Here is a 19,798-nt window from a genome sequence, read left to right on the forward strand (position 1 = left end):
CGTCCCCTACCTTCCCCGCCTTTAGAAATTGTATCTGAGGCCGAGCAGCAGCGAGCCGACCGTGCTGTCGCCGCTGTTCTGGCTGCTGTGATAGAGGCCGAGAGCGGCAATGAACTGGAGCCTGTCGAGCAGCAGGCGGCGGGTGTAGCCGACATCGCCGCCGATCGTGGTGACCGATGCGAAGCCGGGCTGATCGGTGTCGTACCAGCTCGCATAGGCATCGACATTGACCTGCGAGACGCGGCTGAGGCGCCGGCCGATGCTGCCATAGATTGTCGCGGTCTGGTCTTCATCGCCGCCGAAGGTGACGAACGGCGAGGCATCGCCCTGGCTGAAATCGCGCCGGACGTAGGAGGCGCCGATGCCGAGATCCCACAGGCCGCGATTGCCGGAGACGACCGCGCTCACGCCGCGCATCCGGAAGGTCGCGCCGCGGATCGACTGGAGCGAGCGATCGAAACAGCCGCCGCTGCCCGGCGCCGAGCCGAAGGCGCAGCCGCCGATATCGCCGGTGAACGGATTGCGCGAAAGCTGAAAATCGGTCGGCAAGCTACTGAGATCGTTGACAAGGATGTTGCCGAACGTCTCAACCGTATCGAAAACCTGCACATTCATGCCGTAATGCGAATTGAACTGGTGCGTGAACGAGCCGACGACGGTCGTGCCCCCGTTGCGATGGCCGGCGCGAATTTCGAGCTGGGTATGGACGCTCGGCTTCCACAGCAGGCCGCCGTCGTAGATGAGATCGTCGATATCGTAGGTGAGGATCCGGTGCGCCGGATCGACGATCGCCCGCCCATCGCCGCCGATGACCGGGGAACCGTCTGAATTACGCACGATATCGTTTTGGGCTGACTTGATATTTTCATATCCGATTCCTCCCGTCAGCGCGAGCGTCGGAGAGACGGGCAGAACGATGTCGCCGCGCACATAGCCGGCGTGGAAACGATCGTCGAAGGGGCTGTCGGTGGTCGAGCGCAGATAGCCGCCGCCGATCGTCCATCCGAAAGGCAGGCGCCCCGGCCCCATGCCGATGCTCGCCGTCGCATTGTGGGTCGTCGAATGATCGAAGCCGTCGACCAGGCCGAAGCCGTCCAGATGATCGTCGATCGCGGTGTAGCCGATGCGATAGGCGGCGTTGACCGCGAGCGGGCCGGCATGGGTCGAAAGGCTCGGGCCGGCAAAGAGGCTGTAGACATCGACCCCGGCGTCACGCCCGGTGAGGCCGAAGAAGCGGCCGTCCCCGCCGGTGCGGGTCGCGAGCGCGCCGGCATCAATGGCGAGCAGCCCGGGCGCTGCATCGACATGGACGATGGCGAGGCCGGAATGGCTGTCCTGATCCGCCGTCCCGCGATTCCAGCCGATCTGGCGATCGTAGCGATAGCTGACCGCGACGGCGACATGGCGGCGCTGGATCGTGCCGTCCACGCCGACCGCGAGATTGGTGTAGGTGAGCGTGTCGCCGCTGCTCAGTTCGGCGCTGATCGCCTGATCGACCTCGACATAGGGGTCAATTCGCACCCGGCTGTGGCGGGCGCGGCGGGGCGACGCGTCCCGCGCGGCCCGCGAGTCGTCGGCGGCGGGCGGCGCGTAGGAGACACCGCTGGCCGGTGCGGCGGACGGCGCTGCGCCGATCGTATCAACATAAGGCAGGGTCTGCGCCGGCGCCGCCGCGGCCCCGAGCGCGAGGCCGAGCGCAAGCATGAGGCGGCGGACGAGGCGGAACTCAACCCGCATGGTCCCGCCCCTCATAATAAGCGCCGAACTTGCGACCGGTGACGGAAAGACCGGCGCCGTTCAGCAGAAGCCCGACATGGTCGCAGGCGGAGAGCAGACCGACCGTCTCGCGCAGGTCCGCCTCGATCGTCGCATCGGCGCGGACCACGACGAGCGCCTGGCCGACATGGGCGGCAAGCGTCGCGGCGACCGAATCCATCAGGACGGGCGGCGAATCGAACAGGATGATGCGGCGCGGATCGGCCTCGACCAGCCGCGCGAGCAGCTCGCGGGTGCGATCCGAGGCCAGCAATTCGGGAATGTTGCTCGCCTGGCGTCCGGCCCGAAGCACGGAGAGGCCGGGCACGTCGGTGCGGATCACGAGCGATTCCGGGTCGGTCGCTGGATCGGCGAGCGCATCGACCAGGCCGGGGCCCGTCTCGATCCCCAGCAGCGCGAGCATGTCGTGCTTGGCGACATCGCCGTCGATGAGCAGCACCTCGGTGTCACGCTCGCCGGCGAGGCTCAGCGCCAGGTTGACCGCGCAGAAGCTCTTGCCCTCGCGCGGCCGGCCCGATGCGACCAGCACCGACCGCCGCTTTTCCGGGCTTTGTGATACACGCCGCTCGATGGTCGCGAGCAGCTGGCGCTTCACCAGCCGGAACTCCTCGGCAAGGCCGGTCACCGGCCCGCCAGGCACGATCAACCCGGCCTCGGCCAGCGCCGCGCGGTCGATCGCGACGGTGGCTCGCTCGCCTTCGCTCCGCCTCTCCATGGGGGAGAGGACCGGGCTCGGCGCCTCGTCCCGGACGACAGGCGCCTGCGCCCGCGCCTCTTCCACCGGGGCAGGAGGTGGCGCAGATGCCGGTTCGAACGGCTCGACCGGCTCGGGGGCCGGCTCCAGCGAGGGCGCGCCGGCGCGCAGCGGGGCGCCGAAATCGGTGAGCTCGGCGGCGCGTTCGATGAAGGAGATACGGCTGTGCTTCATCACGCCACCTGCGCCCGCTGCCAGAATTCGACGAGCATCAGCACCGCGTAGCAGCCGGCGAGCGCCGCCCCGGTGCCCCCGAGCCACACGAGGCGGCGTCGACGCGCGGCGCGGACCGGCGCGGTGACCACCTCGCTCACCGTCCCGAGCACCGGGAGGCCGGTGATCGCCGCGAGCCGGCTCTGGGTCGGGAAGGTCGTCTGGATCTGGCCGAGGATGAAGGCCGCCGCGATGCCCGCGCCAAATGCGAGGACGAGCACGGCGCTCAGCAGGATCGGCCGGTTCGGCGATGCGGGGGCGCTCGGGATGCTCGGCGGCTCGACGACCTGGACGTTGACCGGCGCGGCCTGGCTCTGCGCGTCGCTGCGCAGGCGCAGCTGCTCGCGGCTCGCGAGGAGCTGGTCATATTGCTGCTTCAGCACGTCATGGTCGCGCGCCAGCCGCTCCTGCTCGGCGGCGACGCCGGGTTCGCTCGACTGGCGCGCGGAAAGCTGGGCGAGATTGGCCTGGATCTGGTTGCGTCGCGCGGTCGCGGCGGCGACCGTCGCCTCGCGCTCGCCGATCAGCGCCCTCAGGGAGGTGTAGGACGGATTGGATGCGCCCGCGGCTGGGGCGCCGCTGCGCGCCTCGGCGGCGGCATAGGGCCGCAGGCGCGCGATCTGCTCGCGCGCGGCGATGATGTCGGGATGCTGCTCGGTCCAGCCGCGGGCGAGGTTCTGGTTGATCTGACCCTGGAGCGCGGCGATCTGGCCGGTCGCCGTGGTCGCGCCGCCGCCGTCGGGACCGCCGGGGAGATTGGCCGGAGTCGCGGCCAGCTGGCTGCGCATCGAGGCGAGCGCGGCCTGGCCGGCGACGATCTGCTGCTGGAGCGAATCGAGCTCCGCGCGTGCGGACGCCATGCGCTGCGAGATCGGGCCGTCGCCGGGGAGGATCGTGGCGTAACGCTGGTCGAACTCCGCCTGCCGCTGTTCCGCCTCCTGGAGCGCGGCGGCGCGCCGGGCCAGCTCGGCGTTGAGGAACTGGAGCGACTGGCCGGTCTGTGCGCGATCGCCGGAGAGGTTCTGCTCGACGAACGCATCGACCAGCCCCTGGGCGACGCCGGCCGCGGCGCGGGCGTTCTGGGCGTTGGAGAAGCCCGAAATGTTCGAACTCGCCTTGATCTCGATCATCCCGTCCGGCTGGGCGGTGATCGTGATCCGGTTGCGCAGCGCGCTGACGACATTGGCGAGATCGCGCTCGCTCGCGACCAGCGTGTTGAGATCGGTGCGCCGCACGATGCGCGCGAGATTGTCGTTCGACGTCAGCGTCTGGCGCAGCCGCAGAAGCTGGGCGGCGCGATCGTCGGGCGCGAGCGAGGTCTGGGTCGGAAGGATCGACTGCTGCTGCACGAAGATCCGCGCCTTGGCCTCGTAACTGTTGGGGATGAGCGCGAGCACGAACCAGCCGAGCAGCGCGACCCCCCAGGCGACGGCCATCGCCACCCAGCGCCGCCGCCACACCTGGTGCAGCGCGATCCGGACCTGTTCGTAAAGACCGTCCATCAGCCGGGCCGGACCTTTAGAAGCTGCTCTCGGGGATGATGATCACGTCGCCCGGTTCGAGCCGGACGTTCGCGCTGACGTCGCCGCGGCGGAGCAGGCTCGCGATCCTGAGGTCATATTCCTGCTGATGCCCGCTCGCCCGATCGGTGCGGACGAGGCGCGCGCGATCGCCCGCGGCATATTCGTTGAGGCCGCCGACCGCGATCATCGCATCGAGCAGGGTCATGTTCGCCCGATAGGGGATCGCCGCCGGCCGCTCGGTCGCGCCGACGATGCGGATCTGCTGGGCGAAGGTGCCCTGGGGCCGATCGACCATCACCGAGACGAGCGGATCCTGGATATAATGGGCAAGCACCGTCTTGATGTCGTCGGCGAGCTGCGCCGGAGTCTTGCCGGCGGCGACCATGTCGCTGATCAGCGGCGTCGTGATCCGTCCGTCCGGCCGGACCTGGACGTGGGCGCCAAGCTCCGGATTGCGCCAGACGAAAACGGTGAGCTCGTCGGACGGGCCGATCTGGTAATTCTCGCTCGCCGGCGCCTGTTCGCCGGTGCCGACGAAGCTCGCCGGCGGCAGGGTGCGGCCCGTCCGTCCCCCCGTCGCGCAGCCGGCGAGCGCGAGCGCCGCGCTCCCCAGAAGAAGGGCCAGCCTGGACGTCGCAACCACGCGCATGATCGATCCTCTTGCCGCGCGGCCGGCGCCTGTCCCGAAATTGGAAGGCGCCCGAAGAACCGCGGATTTCGGCCCCCGCTATGGTGCCAAGAGGTAAAATTCCGGTTAGGAACAAGGGGCTTTTGGGGGTCGTCCCACAATGGGACCGAAGCGGCGCGCAGGTTAATCCGCGTGCGCGCCAACCACGATCTCGCGGGCCGCCTGCTGCGCGAGGAACGCCTGCGGGCTGGCCGAAAGCCCATAAGCCCCGGCAAGGAAGACGGCGACGAGATCGCCCGGCCCCGCGCGCGGCATGGCGACATCGTCGGCAAGCCTGTCGAGCGGCGTGCACAGGCACCCGACGACGGTGACGTCCTCCTCGGGCGCGGCGCCGAAGCGGTTTGCGATGGCGACCGGATAGTTGCGGCGGACGACCTGCCCGAAATTGCCCGAGGCGGCGAGCTGATGCTGCATGCCGCCGTCGGTGACGAGGAAGGTCTTGCCGTGGCTTTCCTTGCGGTCGACGATGCGCGTCAGATAGACGCCGCATTCGCCGACCAGCCAGCGGCCGAGCTCGATCGCAAACTCCGTTTTCTGAAGGGCTTGCGGTCGGTTCCTTAGCGTCCGTTCGAGTTCCTCGCCGACCGCTTCGACGTCGACCGACTGCTCGCCGTTGAAATAGGGAATGCCGAATCCGCCGCCGAGATTGACGAGAGGCGGCGCCTCCCCGGCCTGGTCGGAAAGCTGGGCAGCCAGCGCCACCGTCGCCCGCTGCGCCTCGATCAGCGCGGCCGGATCGAGCGCCTGCGAGCCCGCGAAGATGTGAAAGCCGCGCCACGTCGCGCCCGCCGCGATGATTCGCCGGACGAGCGCCGGCACCCGCGCGGCATCGACGCCGAACGGCTTTGCGCCGCCGCCCATCCGCATCCCCGATCCCTTGATCTCGAAATCGGGATTGACCCGCACCGCGAGGCGCGGCGTCCGGCCGATCCGCGCGCCGATGGTGAAGGCGCGCTCGGCCTCCCCTTCCGATTCGCAATTGAGCGTGACCCCGGCGGCAATCGCTGCCTCGAGATCGGAATCGCGCTTGCCGGGGCCGGCAAAGCTGATCGTCGAAGGATCGGCACCGGCCTCCAGCGCGAAGCCGAGCTCGCCGCCAGAGGCGATGTCGAGGCCGTCGACATGCTTTTGAACATGTTCAAGGAGTGGAGCGTAGGAATTTGCTTTTATTGCATAATGAAGGTGGACGCTCGGGAATGCGGCGCGGAATCGCGCGATCTTCGCATCCACCAGCGCAAGGTCGTAGACGAAGAGCGGCGTATCGCCGGCCTCGGCCACCAGCGCGTCGGCGCGTCGCCCCCCGATCATCAGCATTCCGTCGGCGTCCGCCGCGAAGCCGGCCGGGATCGGGCCCATCGGCTTGGTCATCCCATCAGCTCCTGCTTCAGCGCCACCCGATCGAGCTTCCCGTTGGGGCTGCGCGGCAGATCCTCGCGCCAGACGATCGGCCCCGGCTGCATGAAATTGGGGAGCTCGCGCTTCAGGAACGCGCGCAGCGCCGCTTCCTCGTCGCGGCGATCGGGCCGGACGACCAGGGCGATCGCCTCGCCGAGCCGCGGATCGGGGACGCCGAGCGCGACCGCCTCGGCGACGAGGCCGGAGGCGAGAGCAGCCTCCTCCACCTCGGTCGGGCTCACGCGGTTGCCGGACGTCTTGATCATCCCGTCCTCGCGGCCCACGAAATAGAGCAAGCCGGCCGCATCGCGCCGGACCCGATCGCCCGACCAGACGGCGGTGCCGCCATAGATCGAGCCCGCCGGGGCGGGCTTGAAGCGCTCGGCGGTGCGCGCGGTATCGTTCCAATAGCCCTTCGCGACCAGCGGCCCGGCATGGACCAGTTCGCCCTCCGCCGCCGCCTGGCCGTCCGGGCCGATCACCATGATCTCCGCGAAGGGGATTGCCGTCCCCATCGAATCGGGATGTTCGTCGAGGAGCGCCGGCTCGAGATAGGTCGAGCGGAAGGCTTCGGTCAGGCCGTACATCGAATAGATGTCGGCCGCGGGAAAGACCTCGCGCATCCGCCGGATCACGGACGGGGCGAGCTTGCCGCCGCTGTTGGTCAGCCGCCGCAGCGACAGCGCCGCGGTGGCCGGCCAAGGCGCCTCGACAAGCTGGACCCACAAGGGAGGAACGCCAGCCAATGTACTGATCTTGTGTGTTTCGATCGCCCGAATCACATCGCGCGCGGCGAGATAGTCGAGTGGCACGACACAGCCGCCGGCGGCCCAGGTGGAAAGCAACTGGTTCTGCCCGTAGTCGAAGCTCAGTGGCAGCACCGCGAGCGTCCGGTCCTCGGGCGCAAGACCAAGATAGGCGGCGACGCTGATCGCGCCCAGCCACAGATTGGCGTGGGTCAGCATGACGCCCTTGGGCCGCCCGGTGGAGCCCGATGTGTAGAGCAAGGCTGCAAGATCCTCCGGGTCGCGATCGGAGGGCAGGAGCGGCGGCGTATCGAACAGCGCCGCGCTCGCCTCCTCGTCGATCAGGTCGCAGCCGGCGGGCACATCGCCCTCCTCGAGCGTGGCGATGCGCGCCTTGGCGGTGAGGAGGGCCCGGGCGCCGCTGTCGGCGAGGATATGGGCGACCTGCGCGTGCTTGAGCAGCGGATTGATGGGGACGTGGATGAGGCCCGCGCGCGCGCAGGCGAGCGGCAGCAGGCTGGTGAGCCGCGTCTTCGGGAGCCATGACGCCACCCGATCACCCTCGCCGAGATCACGCGCGCGAAGGGCGGCGGCGAGCGCGCCGACCGCCTGTTCGAGTCCGGCATAATCGAGCATGCCCTCGCGCGTCACCAATGCGGGCGCCTCCGGAGCGCCGCGAAGCGTCAGATGGTCGAGCGGCCGGGGAATTGGATCGGGCACCTTCATTCCTGCTTAAATGCCCGCGTGATAGGGCGCGGGCAAAGGGGCTTTGGCACGTGTCGGTTAAAATTGCCTGTTTCGAACGGCTGGACGAGGTCGCACGCGACGCCGCGGGCGCGCTCGATCGCGCGGCGCGGCCGATCCTCTACGATCGGCTCGACTGGTTCCGCCTGCTCGAAGCGCATTGCCCGCCTGCCGGCCGGTTGCTGGCCTTGCGCGCCGATGCGGAGGGCGCGCCGTCATGGCTGGTCCTCGCCATCGAGGGCAGGACGGCACGGCCCTATGCCGCCTGGTATTCCCTGCGGGTGGGGCCGATCGGCGGCTCCGGCGCCGACGCCATGACGTCATTCGCCGAAACGCTCGCCGCGCGCCGCCTTGCCAGCCTCGTCATGGCCCCGATGGAGCGGCCGGAGCCGCTGGCCGAGGGCCTTGCGAAGGCCGGCTGGTGGGTGCGCGTCGAGCCTGACAAGGCGAATTGGCGGATCGCGACGGAGGGAATGGATTTCGAGGCCTATTGGGCCTCGCGATCGGGCAGGCTTCGCAACACCGTGCGGCGCAAGGCCAGGGCGGCCGCGCTCGACGTCATGATCCATCGGCGGTTCGACGCCGAGGCCTGGGCCGACTACGAATCGGTCTACCGCGCGAGCTGGAAGCCCGAGGAAGGCTCCTTCCCCTTCCTGCGCGCGCTCGCCGAGCAGGAAGGCGCCGCGGGCTGCCTCCGCCTTGGCGTCGCGAAGAAGGACGGCCGGCCGGTCGCCGCGCAGCTCTGGACCGTGGAGAATGGCGAGGCGACGATCCACAAGCTCGCTTATGCCGAGGACGCCAAGGCGCTGTCCCCCGGCTCGATCCTTTCGCAGGCGATGTTCCGCCATGTGCTGGACGAGGATCGCGTGGCGGCGATCGATTATGGCGTCGGCGACGAGCCCTATAAGGCCGAGTGGATGGCCGAGCGGCGGCAGCTGTGGCGGATCGTCGCCCACAATCCGCGCACCTTCCCCGGCCTCCTCCGCGGCCTGCGCGAACGGGCCTCCGCGCTTGCCGCGCGGCTGCGGACTCGCTAGGCCCGCGGCCCAATCGGAGGGGTGAGACTTGGCTGCACATCCACATCATCATGACCGCGTGGATGCGACGTTGAGGGGCGTGCTGGTCGACGTGCTCGGCCTGCCCGTGGCGCGCGTCGCCTCGTTCGACGAGGAGACCCCGCTGTTCGGGGCGATGCCGGAATTCGATTCGATGGCGGTCGCCGGTCTGCTGACCGAGCTGGAGGACCGGCTCGGCATCCTGATCGAGGATCATGAGGTCGACGCCGACATGCTCGAAAGCTATGGCGCGCTGCTTCGCTTCACGCGGGAGAAAGTCGCCGCGTGAACGCCGACGGCCTCGCCTATGAGCCCTTCGAGGGATCGCGGGGCCGGCTCTGGATGATGCGGATCGGCGCTGCGGAGGCGCCGGCGGTGCTCTTCGTTCCCGCGCTCTTCGAGGAAATGAACCGCACCCGAGCGCTCGTCGCGGCGGCGATGCGCGCGCTCGCGGGTCGCGGCTTCGGCTGCTGGCTCACCGATCTCGCCGGCACCGGGGAGAGCAAGACCGCTCTGGAGGAGGCCAGCTGGCGCGATTGGCGGCATGACGTCAGTGCCGCCGCAAGGCTGGTCAGTGAGAAGAGCGGCGGCGCGCCACTCCTCGCTTCGCTGCGCGGTGGCGGGCTGATCGACGATGCGGCGGCGGCGATCGGCCGCTGGCGCCTTAGCCCTGTGGACGGCGCATCGCTCGTCCGCGACATGGAGCGCGCGGGCTTCGGCGGCGGCGAATGGGCCGGCTACCCGGCCTCGGCCGACGTGCGCGGCTTCCTCGCCGACGCCAGGCCCTATGCGCAGGCCCCGCTTCGCATCGTCCGCCTCGCCAGCGATCCCGGCGAGGCCGACCTCAAGATCGAAGGCCCGGCGCTGTGGCGGCGATCGGAGCCGGGCAGCTCCGCCGAGCTGGCCGAAGCGATGGCGGCGGACATCGCCGCTTGGCACGCGACATGCGCCGGCTCCTGACCTTCACCTGCGAGGGCGCGACGCTCGGCGCGACGCTGGACGAAGGCAAAGGGCCGATCGGCCTGCTCATGGTCATGGGCGGAAGCCAGACGCGCGTCGGCTCCCACAGAATGTACGAAAGGCTTTCCAAGAGCCTGTCGGAGAATGGAATTTCCTGCTTCCGCTTCGATCGGCGCGGGGTTGGCGACAGCGCCGGCGAGGATCCGGGATTTCGCGGCAGCGGCCCGGACATCCAGGCCGCGCTGGCAGCCTTCCGGGCTGAGGTCCCTGCCCTCACCCGCATCCTCGGCTTCGGCCTGTGCGACGGGGCGAGCGCGCTGGCGCTGCACGGGGACGGGATCGACGGCCTGATCCTCGTCAATCCCTGGCTGGTCGAGGCCGAAGCCGGCGCGCCCCCCGCCGCTGCCGTCTCCGCCCATTACCGCGCGCAGCTGGCAAGCCGCGAGGGTTGGAAGCGACTGCTGACCGGAGCGGTGAATTTCCGCAAGCTCATCAGAGGCCTGTGGCGCATTGTTACCGGACGCCGCCAAGCCGGGCTGGCGCGCGACATCGCCCGTGCCCTGCGCAAACGACGGGTGCCGAGCGAAGTGATCCTCGCCACCGGCGACGCCACCGCCATCGCCGCGGCGGCGGAGCTTCGCACCCCGCTTTATGGCGGGCTCGTCCAGGCGACGCAGACCTTCGCGACCAATTCGCACACCTTCGCGCGGCCGGGCGACGAGGCCGCGCTGCTGGAAATGGTCGAGCAGGCGATCCACTCGCTTCGGCGCTGATCGCCGCGCTCACGCCTCCTGGAGGAGGTGCGTCTCGACGCTTTCGAAATCCATCTCGGCAAGGAAACGCTCTGCGTCGAGGGCGGCCATGCAGCCGGTGCCCGCGGCGGTCACCGCCTGGCGGTAGGTCTTGTCCATGACGTCGCCGCAGGCGAACACGCCGGGCACACTGGTGTGCGTCGTTCCGGTTTGGACCTTCACATAGCCATCGGAATCGAGCTCGAGATGGCCCTTGAACAATTCGGTTGCCGGGACATGGCCGATCGCGACGAACGCCCCCTCGATATCGATCCGCTCGATCGCGCCGCTGGTCGTGTCGCGCAGCTCGGCGGCGACCAGCACCTCGGGCGTGCCCTCGCCAAGGAATCGCGCGATCTCGCGGTTCCACAGCACCTTGATGTTGGGATGCGCGAAGAGCCGTTCCTGCAGGATCTTTTCCGCGCGGAGCGAATCGCGGCGGTGGATCAGGGTGACGTCATGACTGTGGTTGGTCATGTAGAGGGCCTCCTCGACCGCGGTGTTGCCGCCGCCGATCACGATCACCTTCTTGCCCCGATAGAAGAAGCCGTCGCAGGTCGCGCAGGCACTGACGCCCTTGCCCTTCAGGCGCTCCTCGGTCGGAAGGTCCAGCCACCGCGCCTGCGCGCCGGTCGCGATCACCAGCGTGTCGCCAAGATAGACGTTGCCGCTGTCGCCGGTGAGGCGGAACGGCCGCTGCGAGAGGTCCACGCTGGAAATATGGTCCCATTCCATGCGTGCGCCGACATGTTCGGCCTGCTTCTGCATCTGCTCCATGAGCCAGGGGCCCTGGATGACGTCGGCGAAGCCCGGATAATTCTCGACATCGGTGGTGATGGTGAGCTGGCCGCCGGGCTGGATGCCCTGGACGACGATCGGCGCCAGGCCGGCCCGCGCCGCATAGATGGCGGCGGTGAGACCGGCCGGGCCGGAGCCGAGGATGATCATGCGCGAGGAGTGGGTGGCGGTCATTCGGTGGTCCTTGTCTTGCCCGGATGAGGTAGGCAGGCCCCCAGCCCCGCGCAACCGTGATTTGCCGCCGCGCGTCCGGGCTGGTAGGATTCGGCCATCCCCCATGTTCAAGATTCAGGAATGTTTCCGATGACCGCCCATGATACGCCCTCGTCCGTCCACGACAATCCGCTCGGCCTCGACGGCTTCGAATTCGTCGAATTCACAAGCCCCGATCCGGCGGCGATGGCGGACCTGTTCGTGAAGCTCGGCTTCACCCATATCGGCAACCACAAGTCGAAGAACGTGCGCCATTACGGCCAGGGCGACATCAACTTCATCCTCAACATGGAGCCCGCGGGCCAGCCGGCGGAATTCCGCAAGGCGCACGGCCCGTCCGCCAACGGCATGGCCTTCCGGGTCAAGGATGCGAAAAAGGCGTTCGAGATGGCGATCGCCCGGGGCGCGACGCCGGTGAAGACCCCGCGCGGTCGCGGCGAGCTCGACATTCCGGCGATCGAAGGGATTGGCGGATCCTATCTCTATCTCGTCGATCGCTATGGCGCCGAGCAGATCTACGACGTCGATTTCACCCCGGTCCCCGGCGCGACGCGCGAGGACAACAGCGTAGGGCTCCACACGCTCGATCATCTCACCCACAATGTGAATCGCGGCCGGATGAACCACTGGGCTGGATTCTACGAGCGCATCTTCAACTTTCGCGAGATCCGCTATTTCGACATCGAGGGTCAGCAGACCGGCCTTTTGAGCCGCGCCATGACCGCGCCCGACGACAAGATCCGCATCCCGCTCAACGAAAGCCAGGACGATTACAGCCAGATCGCGGAATATCTGAAGGAATATAAGGGCGAAGGCATCCAGCACCTAGCCTTCGCAACCGACGATATCTTCGTCACGGTCGACCGGATGAAGGCGAACGGGGTCCATTTCCAGGACAGCCCCGACACCTATTACGACATGATCGACCAGCGCATCCCGAACCACGCCCATGACGTGGAGGCGATGCGCAAGCGCCGCATCCTGATCGACGGATCGCCGGAGACCGGCGACGGCCTCCTGCTCCAGATTTTCACCGAGAACATGATCGGCCCGATCTTCTTCGAGGTGATCCAGCGCAAGGGCAATGAGGGCTTCGGCGAGGGCAATTTCAAGGCGCTGTTCGAATCGATCGAGCTCGACCAGATCCGCCGCGGCGTCATTCCGGCGGCGGCGGCGAGCGCGACGGAAGGGTCCGCAGCGTGAGACATTCACCGATTCGCGCCTTGCAATTGCGAGTCGGGCGAGTCTAGGCTCCCGATCGGGCGGGCCGCCCCCGGCTCCCCACCCGATCAGCAGCAGATAAACGCGGGCTTTCAAGGCGTTCGCGCCTGTCTCGCCGTCAAGGAGAACGCATGACTTTTCGCAGATTTCTGGCCGCCGCGGCCTTCGCCGCCATTGCGCTGGCGCCCGGCGCCGCGACTGCCCAGGTTCCCGCTGGTGTCGAAGTCGGCGCCACGGTCAAGGACGTCCAGGGCGGCGTCGTCGGCACGATCACCGCGATCAACGGCACGAATGTCACCATCCGCACCGATCGCCTGGACGCGACCGTCCCGGCGACCTCTTTCACGGTCCATGAGGGCGATGTCCTGTTCGGCATGACCCAGGCGCAGCTCGACGCCGCGGTCGATCAGGCCAATCAGGCCGCGCAAGCCGCCTTCGCGGTCGGCACCCAGGTCAAGGATCGCGACGGCGCGGTCGTTGGCGCAGTCCAGGCGCTCGACGCGGAGACCGTGACCGTCCAGATGGGCGAGCAGCAGATCCGCCTGCCGCGCACGGCGCTTGCCGCGAGCGGCGGCGCGCTCGTGACCGGCGCGACCCTCGCCGAACTCCAGGCGGCCGCCGGCGGCGGCGCGAGCGGCACGCAATAGCCCTTGCCCGGGGCCGGCCCGCCGGCCGGCCCCGCTTTTCCTCAGGAACCGCGGCGAAAAGCGCTTGGCGGACCTTCGCCGGGCCGGATAGGGTCGCCTCCTGGGGAGACCGGTATGGCGAGCAAGGCGTTGAACATGGACGAGGCGAGCGGGGCGACGGCGTCGCCGCGCTGGGAAGAGGATGCGCTCGGCTTCCTCATCGCGCCGATGACCCGCCAGGCCTTCCTCGGCGAATATTACGAGCAGCGCGCCTTGCTCGTCCGGCGCGGCGAGCCCTTTCGCTACGCCGACCTCCTGACCCTCGACACGCTCGACGCGTTCATCGCCGGCGCCGACCTGCGCGAGGGCATGCTCGATCTGACCAGCCGACGCGAGCGTCCGCCGCGCGATGCCTATATCGATTCGCGCGGCCGGGTGGATCCGGTCGCGGTCGCCGAGCTCTACATGGACGGGGCGACGATCATCCTGCCCCACCTCCACGATTCGATGGCGAATCTCGGCGAGTTCTGCCGCTCGCTCGAAGAGGTCTTCTCGTGCCACGTCCAGACCAACATCTATCTCACGCCGCGCGTGAACGAGGACGGGTCGGCAAACCAGGGCTTCCCGCCCCATTATGACAATCACGACGTGTTCGTGATGCAGATTTCGGGCCGCAAGGCGTGGCGGCTCTATGGAACGCCGGTGGAGACGCCCTATCGCGGCGAACAGTTCGACATCGCGACCCATCAGGCCGGCGAGGTGACCGAATCATTCACGCTGGAGCCGGGCGACTGCCTCTATGTGCCGCGCGGGTTGATGCACGATGCCGAGAATGTGGGGGAGGAGCCGTCGCTCCACATCACCGTCGGCCTCATCACCAAGACCTGGGCCGATCTTCTGCTCGAATCGATTTCCGAGCTGGCGCTCGCCGAGCCGGCCTTCCGCCGCTCGCTCCCGGCCGGGTTCGCCGCCCGCGATTTCGATCGGGCGGCGGCCGAGCGCCATTTCGCGAAGCTCATCGATCTCGTCGCCGAAAGGGCGCGCATGGATGGCGCCTTCGATCTGCTCGCCGACAATTTCATGCGTGCGCGCAAGCCCAACACGGCCGGCGTGATCGCCGCCGCCCAGCAACCGATCACCGACTCGACGCCCTTCCGTCGCCGCCGCTTCGTTCCCTGGAATGTCGCCGACGATAGCGGCCGGCTCGTGCTCATCGGCCCAGGCGAGGACCTTGAACTCAATCCGCACGACGGCGACGCGCTCGATGTCGCGCTGTCGGGCGATCGCTTCACCCCCGCCGATCTCTCCTGCGACAGCCCGATCGCCCTGGCCCGCACATTGTGGGCGGCGGGTTATCTTGAACGGCTGAGGGACTGACGGGCCCTTCCCGGGCCCGGTGGTAGCGGAGGAGGGACTTGAACCCCCGACACGCGGATTATGATTCCGCTGCTCTAACCAGCTGAGCTACTCCGCCCCATCGGCCGCGTCGCCGAGCGACGCGAGGGCGCGCTATAGGAAGGTGGGCCGTGTCGGTCAACCGGAGCGATGGAAGCCGCTTTTCAACGACCGCTCCGCATGTGAAACAGGCCTCGGAACCGCAAGCCGCGCCTCCTCGTTCGAGCGCGCATGAGAGGGGACGGAGACGAAAATGGACCTCGAAACGCCGCTTGAGACGATCTGCCGCCTCATCATTCGCTCCAAGGAGCTGGACGCGCAGGTGCCCGGCAACGATCCCGACGAGGATCCCGACGATGTCGACGACACCGACGATGACGACGACGAGTCCGGCGGCGCGCTCTCGGTCCTCGACGACGAGCTGAACACCGGGGTCGAGGAGGAGGTCGTCGCCCTGCTCGACGATCTTGCCGACGATCAGCTGGCGGAGATCGTCGCGCTCGCCTGGGTCGGCCGTGGCACCTATGATTCAAGCGAATGGGACGACGCCCTGGCGGAGGCGAACGATCTCGATCCCGACGAGCGGATCGACGAGCTGCTCGAAATGCCGGCGCTCGGCGGCCATCTCGAGGCCGGGCTGGCGGCGTTCGACTATAGCTGCGACGGGATCGGCCAGCTCGACTAGCGTCGGAAAGGCCAGCTGCGCAGCGGCTCCCACGGGCCGCCCTGATAGCGCCAGAGCGCGAGCGCGCGGATGGCGAGCGCTCGCGGCATCGGCATGGCGGCAAGCCGCGCCTGGACATCCCGCGCGGCCCTGCGCGTGACCTTGTTCTGGATGGTGAGGTGCGGGCGCCACGGCGCCCGGTCCTGGGGCGTCAACAACCCGTGAAGCGCATCGGCGAGATCGGAGCGGATCGCCTCCAGGTCGGAGCTCTCGACGCGCAGGGCCGTCCCCTCCCCCAGATCCATGAGCCCGGCGATCGTCGCGCGTGGCGGCGGAGCCCCGGCCGCGTCGGCAAGGCGCGCGGCGAGCTCGCGCTCGATGCTCGGCGGGAGGTGGTGGAAGAGCGTGAGATGCGCCGGCACCCGATTGCGCTCGGGCGGGTAATGATCGCGCCGCAGCTGCTGGAGCCAGCCGTCGTCGCCCGGCCCGAAGGTCGCCGTGACGATCAGCGGGCCGGTCAGATCTCCACCTGCGAGCCGAGCTCGACCACGCGGTTGGGCGGCAGCTTGAAGAATTCCATCGCGCTCTCGGCGTTGCGGAGCATCCAGGCGAACAGCTTCTCGCGCCAGATCGCCATTCCGGGCCGCTGCGAGGCGATCAGCGTCTGGCGGGCGAGGAAGAAGCTGGTGTCCATCATCTTGAACTCCGGCCCGCACGACTGGACCTGGACAAGCGCTGCCGGGATGTCGGTCTCCTGCATGAAGCCGTAGCGAACGATCAGGCGGAAGAAGCCGTTGCCGAGCGCCTTCAATTCGAACCGCTTTTCCTCGTCCACATAGGGCACGTCCTCGATCTTGACGGTGAGGAGCATGACCCGCTCGTGCAACACCTTGTTATGCTTGAGATTGTGGAGCAGCGAGGGCGGAATCCCCTCGGCCGATGTCGTCATGAAGACGGCCGTGCCCGGAACCCGCTGGGCGCTGTTCACCGCCGATTTGATGAAGACCGGGGCCGGGATCGCCGCCTCGTCCATCCGCTCGATCAGGAGCTTGCGGCCCTTCGCCCAGGTGGTGAGGAAGGTGAAGGCGATGAAGCCGATCAGCAGCGGGAACCAGCCGCCGGCCGGCACCTTGGTGAGATTGGCGGTGAAATAGCCGATGTCGACGAGGAAGAAGAGCGCGAGCAGCGGCACCGAATACCAGGGCTTCCACCGCCACAGCACGAACAGCACCACCGTGAGCAGGCAGGTGTCGATGAACATCGCACCGGTCACGGCGATGCCGTAGGCGGCGGCAAGATTGCTGGATGTCTGGAAGAAGAGGACGAGCAGGATCACCATCACCATCAACGTCCAGTTGATCACCGGGATGTAGATCTGCCCCACCGCCGATTCGCTGGTGTGGAGAATCCGCAGCCTCGGGATGAAGCCGAGCTGCATCGCCTGCTGGGTCACGGAGAAGGCGCCCGAGATCACGGCCTGGCTGGCGATGATCGTCGCCAGCGTCGCGAGGATGACAAGCGGTAGCCGCCCGGCCTCCGGCGCGAGCAGGAAGAAGGGATTCTGCACCGCTTCATTGGCGGCGGCGGGATCGAGCGACAGGATCATCGCTCCCTGCCCCATATAGTTGAGCATCAGCGCGGGCATGACGAAGACGAGCCACGACAGCCCGATCGGACGGCGGCCGAAATGGCCCATGTCGGCATAGAGCGCCTCCGCGCCGGTCACGGCGAGGACGACCGAGCCGAGCGCGAGAAAGGCGTGGAGCCGGTCGTGCCAGAAGAAGCCGACCGCGTTCACCGGGTTGATCGTCTCGACGATGATCCACGGACGATCGGCGATATGAATGATCCCGAGCACCGCGATCGTGGCGAAATAGAGCAGCATGATCGGGCCGAAAAAGGCGCCGACCCGCGCCGTGCCGTGCGCCTGGATGGCGAACAGCCCGATCAGGATCGCGGCCGCGACAGGCACGACGAACGGCTCGAAGCCCGACTGCACGGTGGTCAGGCCCTCGACCGCCGACAGCACCGAAATGGCCGGCGTGATCATCGAATCGCCATAGAAGAGCGCGCAGGCGAAGACGCCGAGAAGGACGATGCCGGCGGTCCATCGTCGCTGGGCGCGCGCGGTCGACCGGCTGATGAGCGCGAGCAGCGCCAGGCTGCCGCCCTCGCCCTTGTTGTCGGCGCGCATGATGACCATCACATATTTGATCGTCACCACGATCATCATCGACCAGAAGATCAGGCTCAGCACACCGGTGATCTCGGCGAGGCCGTGGCTCAGCTGATGATGGCCGGCGAAGGTCTCGCGAAAGGCGTAGATCGGGCTGGTGCCGATGTCGCCGAAGACGACGCCGACCGCGCCGACGGCGAGCCCGGCAAGGCCCGCCCGGCCATGCGCGCCGGGGCCGTGCGCCGCGGGCATTTCGGAGGTTCTGGCTTCGCTCATCGGTCAGGAACGCTGAACGTCCGACTTTCCCCGTTGCTGCCCCGACCGTGCCAAGGCGTCGCGGCCCCTAGCACCTCGTTCATTCCACAGCAATATTACCGGGGCCCTCAATCGCCGGCCGCGAGCGTGCGGATGGTGAATTGCGTGACCAGCCGGTGGACGCCCGGAAGTGCCGACAGGATCTCGCGGTGGACGCGCTCGTAGCTGTCGTCGGCGCGCACGAGAACCTTCAGCAGATAATCGGACTGGCCGCTCATCAGATGCGCCTCGCACACCTGTGCGGTCCGCCCCAGCGCCTCCTCGAACGCCATCATCGTCGCCTGGCGCTGGTCGACGAGCGTGACCGACACGAACACTGTCGAGGGATTGCCCTTCGCCGCCGGCGACAGGCGGGCGCGATAGCCGAGGATCAGGCCCGCCTCCTCCAGCGCCTTCACGCGCCGGTGCGCGGCGGAGGGAGACAGCCCCACCTTCGCGCCAAGCTGGTCGCTGGTCAGGGCTGAATCGACCCCGAGCAGGTCGATGATCTTGCGGTCTATCGCGTCCATGGTGGCACATTTCGCAAAATAGATGGGGATGACGCAACCATCTTGCAAAGCGCCGGCCGCGCGCCCGGCGATTCGCAAGCACTTCCCGGACGCTTTGGAGTAAGGGAGCCAATCCGCCCATCAGGAGAGGCATCATGCGCATCGGCGTTCCCAAGGAAATCAAGAATCACGAATATCGCGTCGGCCTCACGCCGCCGTCGGTCGCAGAGCTGGTGTCGGCCGGACACGAGGTCGTCGTCGAGACGAACGCCGGCGCCGGCATCGACTTCGAGGATTCGGACTATGTCGCCGCCGGCGCGACGATCCTGGGCACCGCCAAGGAAGTCTTCGCCGCCGCCGACATGATCGTGAAGGTGAAGGAGCCGCAGCCGGTCGAGATCGCGATGCTCGAGCCGCGGCACCTGCTCTTCACCTATCTCCATCTCGCCCCCGATCCCGAGCAGGCGAAGGGCCTGATCGCCTCCGGCGCGACCTGCATCGCCTATGAGACGGTGACCGCAAAAGACGGCTCGCTGCCGCTCCTGAAGCCGATGAGCGAGGTCGCGGGCCGCATGTCCGTGCAGGTCGGCGCCCACTATCTCGAAAAGGAGCAAGGCGGCCGCGGGGTGCTGCTCGGCGGCGTTCCCGGCGTCGCCCCGGCGCGGGTCGCGATCCTGGGCGGCGGCGTCTCCGGCGTGAACGCGGCGCAGATGGCCGTGGGGATGCGCGCGGACGTCACCATCTACGATATCAGCAATGCCCGGCTCGCCGAGCTCGACATGTTCTTTTCGAGCCAGATCAAGACGGCCTATGCCAGCAAGGCGGCGATCGCCGCGGCAGTGCGCCAGGCGCATCTCGTGATCGGCGCGGTGCTGGTTCCTGGCGCGGCGGCGCCGAAGCTCGTGACCCGCGACATGCTGAAGACGATGAAGCGCGGATCGGTGCTCGTCGATATCGCGATCGACCAGGGCGGCTGCTTCGAGACCTCGCACCCCACGACGCACAGCGATCCTGTGTTCGAGGTGGATGGCGTGATCCATTATTGCGTCGCCAACATGCCGGGCGCCGTCGCCCGCACCTCGGCCTTCGCGCTCAACAACGCCACCCTGCCCTTCGCGATGGCGCTCGCGAACAAGGGCGCCGAGGCCGCGATGAAGGCCGATCCGCACCTTGCGGCGGGCCTCAACATCTCGAACGGCAAGGTCCGTTACAAGGCCGTCGCCGACGCGCTCGGCCTGCCTTACGAGCCGGCCTGAC

The 19,798-nt window shown here is 68.1% G+C and carries 19 protein-coding genes and 1 tRNA gene; 9 read left to right on the forward strand and 11 right to left on the reverse strand.

Annotated features, from left to right (window positions below; genetic code table 11):
- Positions 1 to 21: 21 nt before the first annotated feature.
- The 6 genes from FRZ32_RS14795 to FRZ32_RS14820 form a co-directional block, all read right to left on the reverse strand.
- Positions 22 to 1,737, reverse strand: a complete 1,716-nt coding sequence (locus tag FRZ32_RS14795; protein ID WP_147044223.1) for a hypothetical protein — start codon at positions 1,735 to 1,737, stop codon at positions 22 to 24.
- On the reverse strand, positions 1,727 to 2,704 hold the full coding sequence (locus FRZ32_RS14800) for a P-loop NTPase family protein (protein WP_147044224.1): 978 nt from the start codon (positions 2,702 to 2,704) through the stop codon (positions 1,727 to 1,729). Before FRZ32_RS14800 ends, FRZ32_RS14795 begins: the two co-directional genes overlap by 11 nt.
- A complete protein-coding gene (locus tag FRZ32_RS14805) occupies positions 2,704 to 4,245 on the reverse strand; it encodes an XrtA system polysaccharide chain length determinant (protein WP_147044225.1) in 1,542 nt (513 codons plus the stop codon). Before FRZ32_RS14805 ends, FRZ32_RS14800 begins: the two co-directional genes overlap by 1 nt.
- A gap of 16 nt (positions 4,246 to 4,261) precedes the next feature.
- Positions 4,262 to 4,915 (reverse strand): XrtA/PEP-CTERM system exopolysaccharide export protein, encoded by a 654-nt coding sequence (locus tag FRZ32_RS14810; RefSeq protein WP_147044226.1) that lies wholly within the window; start codon positions 4,913 to 4,915, stop codon positions 4,262 to 4,264.
- Between the two features lie 162 nt (positions 4,916 to 5,077).
- Positions 5,078 to 6,322, reverse strand: a complete 1,245-nt coding sequence (locus FRZ32_RS14815; protein WP_243445319.1) for a pyridoxal-dependent decarboxylase, exosortase A system-associated — start codon at positions 6,320 to 6,322, stop codon at positions 5,078 to 5,080.
- Positions 6,319 to 7,821 (reverse strand): acyl-CoA ligase (AMP-forming), exosortase A system-associated, encoded by a 1,503-nt coding sequence (locus tag FRZ32_RS14820; protein WP_147044227.1) that lies wholly within the window; start codon positions 7,819 to 7,821, stop codon positions 6,319 to 6,321. Before FRZ32_RS14820 ends, FRZ32_RS14815 begins: the two co-directional genes overlap by 4 nt.
- 50 nt (positions 7,822 to 7,871) lie before the next feature.
- On the opposite strand from FRZ32_RS14820, the gene FRZ32_RS14825 reads away from it, so the two are divergent.
- Genes FRZ32_RS14825 through FRZ32_RS14835 form a run of 4 tightly spaced genes read left to right on the forward strand, consistent with a single transcriptional unit; the run spans position 7,872 to position 10,627 of the window.
- Positions 7,872 to 8,876, forward strand: a complete 1,005-nt coding sequence (locus tag FRZ32_RS14825; RefSeq protein ID WP_158635956.1) for a GNAT family N-acetyltransferase — start codon at positions 7,872 to 7,874, stop codon at positions 8,874 to 8,876.
- Between the two features lie 28 nt (positions 8,877 to 8,904).
- Complete coding sequence (locus FRZ32_RS14830) at positions 8,905 to 9,183, forward strand: acyl carrier protein (RefSeq protein WP_147044229.1); 279 nt, start codon at positions 8,905 to 8,907, stop codon at positions 9,181 to 9,183.
- Positions 9,180 to 9,854, forward strand: coding sequence for an alpha/beta hydrolase family protein (locus FRZ32_RS15365; protein ID WP_158635957.1), 675 nt, complete (start codon positions 9,180 to 9,182; stop codon positions 9,852 to 9,854). The genes FRZ32_RS14830 and FRZ32_RS15365 overlap by 4 nt, the downstream gene beginning before the upstream one ends.
- The gene (locus FRZ32_RS14835) at positions 9,839 to 10,627 is read left to right on the forward strand and encodes a hydrolase 1, exosortase A system-associated (protein ID WP_158635958.1); all 789 of its coding nucleotides are present in this window, start codon (positions 9,839 to 9,841) and stop codon (positions 10,625 to 10,627) included. The genes FRZ32_RS15365 and FRZ32_RS14835 overlap by 16 nt, the downstream gene beginning before the upstream one ends.
- Positions 10,628 to 10,636: 9 nt before the next feature.
- On the opposite strand, the gene trxB is transcribed toward FRZ32_RS14835, so the two are convergent.
- Positions 10,637 to 11,617, reverse strand: coding sequence for a thioredoxin-disulfide reductase (trxB, locus tag FRZ32_RS14840; RefSeq protein WP_147044231.1), 981 nt, complete (start codon positions 11,615 to 11,617; stop codon positions 10,637 to 10,639).
- A gap of 129 nt (positions 11,618 to 11,746) precedes the next feature.
- On the opposite strand from trxB, the gene hppD reads away from it, so the two are divergent.
- The 3 genes from hppD (at position 11,747) to FRZ32_RS14855 (ending at position 14,880) form a co-directional block, all read left to right on the forward strand.
- Positions 11,747 to 12,859, forward strand: coding sequence for a 4-hydroxyphenylpyruvate dioxygenase (gene hppD, locus FRZ32_RS14845; RefSeq protein WP_147044232.1), 1,113 nt, complete (start codon positions 11,747 to 11,749; stop codon positions 12,857 to 12,859).
- Between the two features lie 149 nt (positions 12,860 to 13,008).
- Positions 13,009 to 13,524 (forward strand): hypothetical protein, encoded by a 516-nt coding sequence (locus FRZ32_RS14850; RefSeq protein WP_147044233.1) that lies wholly within the window; start codon positions 13,009 to 13,011, stop codon positions 13,522 to 13,524.
- Between the two features lie 114 nt (positions 13,525 to 13,638).
- On the forward strand, positions 13,639 to 14,880 hold the full coding sequence (locus FRZ32_RS14855) for a cupin domain-containing protein (RefSeq protein ID WP_147044234.1): 1,242 nt from the start codon (positions 13,639 to 13,641) through the stop codon (positions 14,878 to 14,880).
- A 20-nt stretch (positions 14,881 to 14,900) separates the two neighbouring features.
- Here the strand turns inward: FRZ32_RS14855 and FRZ32_RS14860 are convergent.
- Positions 14,901 to 14,977 (reverse strand) — tRNA-Met (locus FRZ32_RS14860).
- A 174-nt stretch (positions 14,978 to 15,151) separates the two neighbouring features.
- Here FRZ32_RS14860 and FRZ32_RS14865 point away from each other — a divergent pair.
- Positions 15,152 to 15,583 (forward strand): DUF3775 domain-containing protein, encoded by a 432-nt coding sequence (locus tag FRZ32_RS14865; protein ID WP_147044235.1) that lies wholly within the window; start codon positions 15,152 to 15,154, stop codon positions 15,581 to 15,583.
- Here the strand turns inward: FRZ32_RS14865 and FRZ32_RS14870 are convergent.
- From FRZ32_RS14870 to FRZ32_RS14880, 3 genes are all read right to left on the reverse strand, one after another.
- Positions 15,580 to 15,984 (reverse strand): 2'-5' RNA ligase family protein, encoded by a 405-nt coding sequence (locus tag FRZ32_RS14870; protein ID WP_341536588.1) that lies wholly within the window; start codon positions 15,982 to 15,984, stop codon positions 15,580 to 15,582. The two genes, FRZ32_RS14865 and FRZ32_RS14870, sit on opposite strands and share 4 nt — an antisense overlap.
- A gap of 95 nt (positions 15,985 to 16,079) precedes the next feature.
- A complete protein-coding gene (locus FRZ32_RS14875; RefSeq protein WP_147044236.1) occupies positions 16,080 to 18,014 on the reverse strand; it encodes a potassium transporter Kup in 1,935 nt (644 codons plus the stop codon).
- Between the two features lie 107 nt (positions 18,015 to 18,121).
- Positions 18,122 to 18,562 (reverse strand): Lrp/AsnC family transcriptional regulator, encoded by a 441-nt coding sequence (locus FRZ32_RS14880; RefSeq protein WP_147044237.1) that lies wholly within the window; start codon positions 18,560 to 18,562, stop codon positions 18,122 to 18,124.
- Positions 18,563 to 18,696: 134 nt separating this feature from the next.
- On the opposite strand from FRZ32_RS14880, the gene ald reads away from it, so the two are divergent.
- Positions 18,697 to 19,797: an alanine dehydrogenase gene (ald, locus tag FRZ32_RS14885; RefSeq protein ID WP_147044238.1), complete on the forward strand. Its 1,101-nt coding sequence runs from the start codon at positions 18,697 to 18,699 to the stop codon at positions 19,795 to 19,797.
- Position 19,798: the final 1 nt, after the last annotated feature.

It is taken from the genome of Sphingosinicella ginsenosidimutans, from assembly GCF_007995055.1.
In the GTDB taxonomy this organism is placed as follows: Bacteria; Pseudomonadota; Alphaproteobacteria; order Sphingomonadales; family Sphingomonadaceae; genus Allosphingosinicella; species Allosphingosinicella ginsenosidimutans.

Coding starts and splice junctions, on each gene's coding strand:
- FRZ32_RS14795 (WP_147044223.1), bottom strand. CDS start 1,737: ATGCGGGTTGAGTTCCGCCTCGTCCGCCGCCTCATGCTTGCGCTCGGC.
- FRZ32_RS14800 (WP_147044224.1), bottom strand. CDS start 2,704: ATGAAGCACAGCCGTATCTCCTTCATCGAACGCGCCGCCGAGCTCACC.
- FRZ32_RS14805 (WP_147044225.1), bottom strand. CDS start 4,245: ATGGACGGTCTTTACGAACAGGTCCGGATCGCGCTGCACCAGGTGTGG.
- FRZ32_RS14810 (WP_147044226.1), bottom strand. CDS start 4,915: ATGCGCGTGGTTGCGACGTCCAGGCTGGCCCTTCTTCTGGGGAGCGCG.
- FRZ32_RS14815 (WP_243445319.1), bottom strand. CDS start 6,322: ATGACCAAGCCGATGGGCCCGATCCCGGCCGGCTTCGCGGCGGACGCC.
- FRZ32_RS14820 (WP_147044227.1), bottom strand. CDS start 7,821: ATGAAGGTGCCCGATCCAATTCCCCGGCCGCTCGACCATCTGACGCTT.
- FRZ32_RS14835 (WP_158635958.1), top strand. CDS start 9,839: ATGCGCCGGCTCCTGACCTTCACCTGCGAGGGCGCGACGCTCGGCGCG.
- trxB (WP_147044231.1), bottom strand. CDS start 11,617: ATGACCGCCACCCACTCCTCGCGCATGATCATCCTCGGCTCCGGCCCG.
- hppD (WP_147044232.1), top strand. CDS start 11,747: ATGACCGCCCATGATACGCCCTCGTCCGTCCACGACAATCCGCTCGGC.
- FRZ32_RS14850 (WP_147044233.1), top strand. CDS start 13,009: ATGACTTTTCGCAGATTTCTGGCCGCCGCGGCCTTCGCCGCCATTGCG.
- FRZ32_RS14855 (WP_147044234.1), top strand. CDS start 13,639: ATGGCGAGCAAGGCGTTGAACATGGACGAGGCGAGCGGGGCGACGGCG.
- FRZ32_RS14865 (WP_147044235.1), top strand. CDS start 15,152: ATGGACCTCGAAACGCCGCTTGAGACGATCTGCCGCCTCATCATTCGC.
- FRZ32_RS14875 (WP_147044236.1), bottom strand. CDS start 18,014: ATGAGCGAAGCCAGAACCTCCGAAATGCCCGCGGCGCACGGCCCCGGC.
- FRZ32_RS14880 (WP_147044237.1), bottom strand. CDS start 18,562: ATGGACGCGATAGACCGCAAGATCATCGACCTGCTCGGGGTCGATTCA.
- ald (WP_147044238.1), top strand. CDS start 18,697: ATGCGCATCGGCGTTCCCAAGGAAATCAAGAATCACGAATATCGCGTC.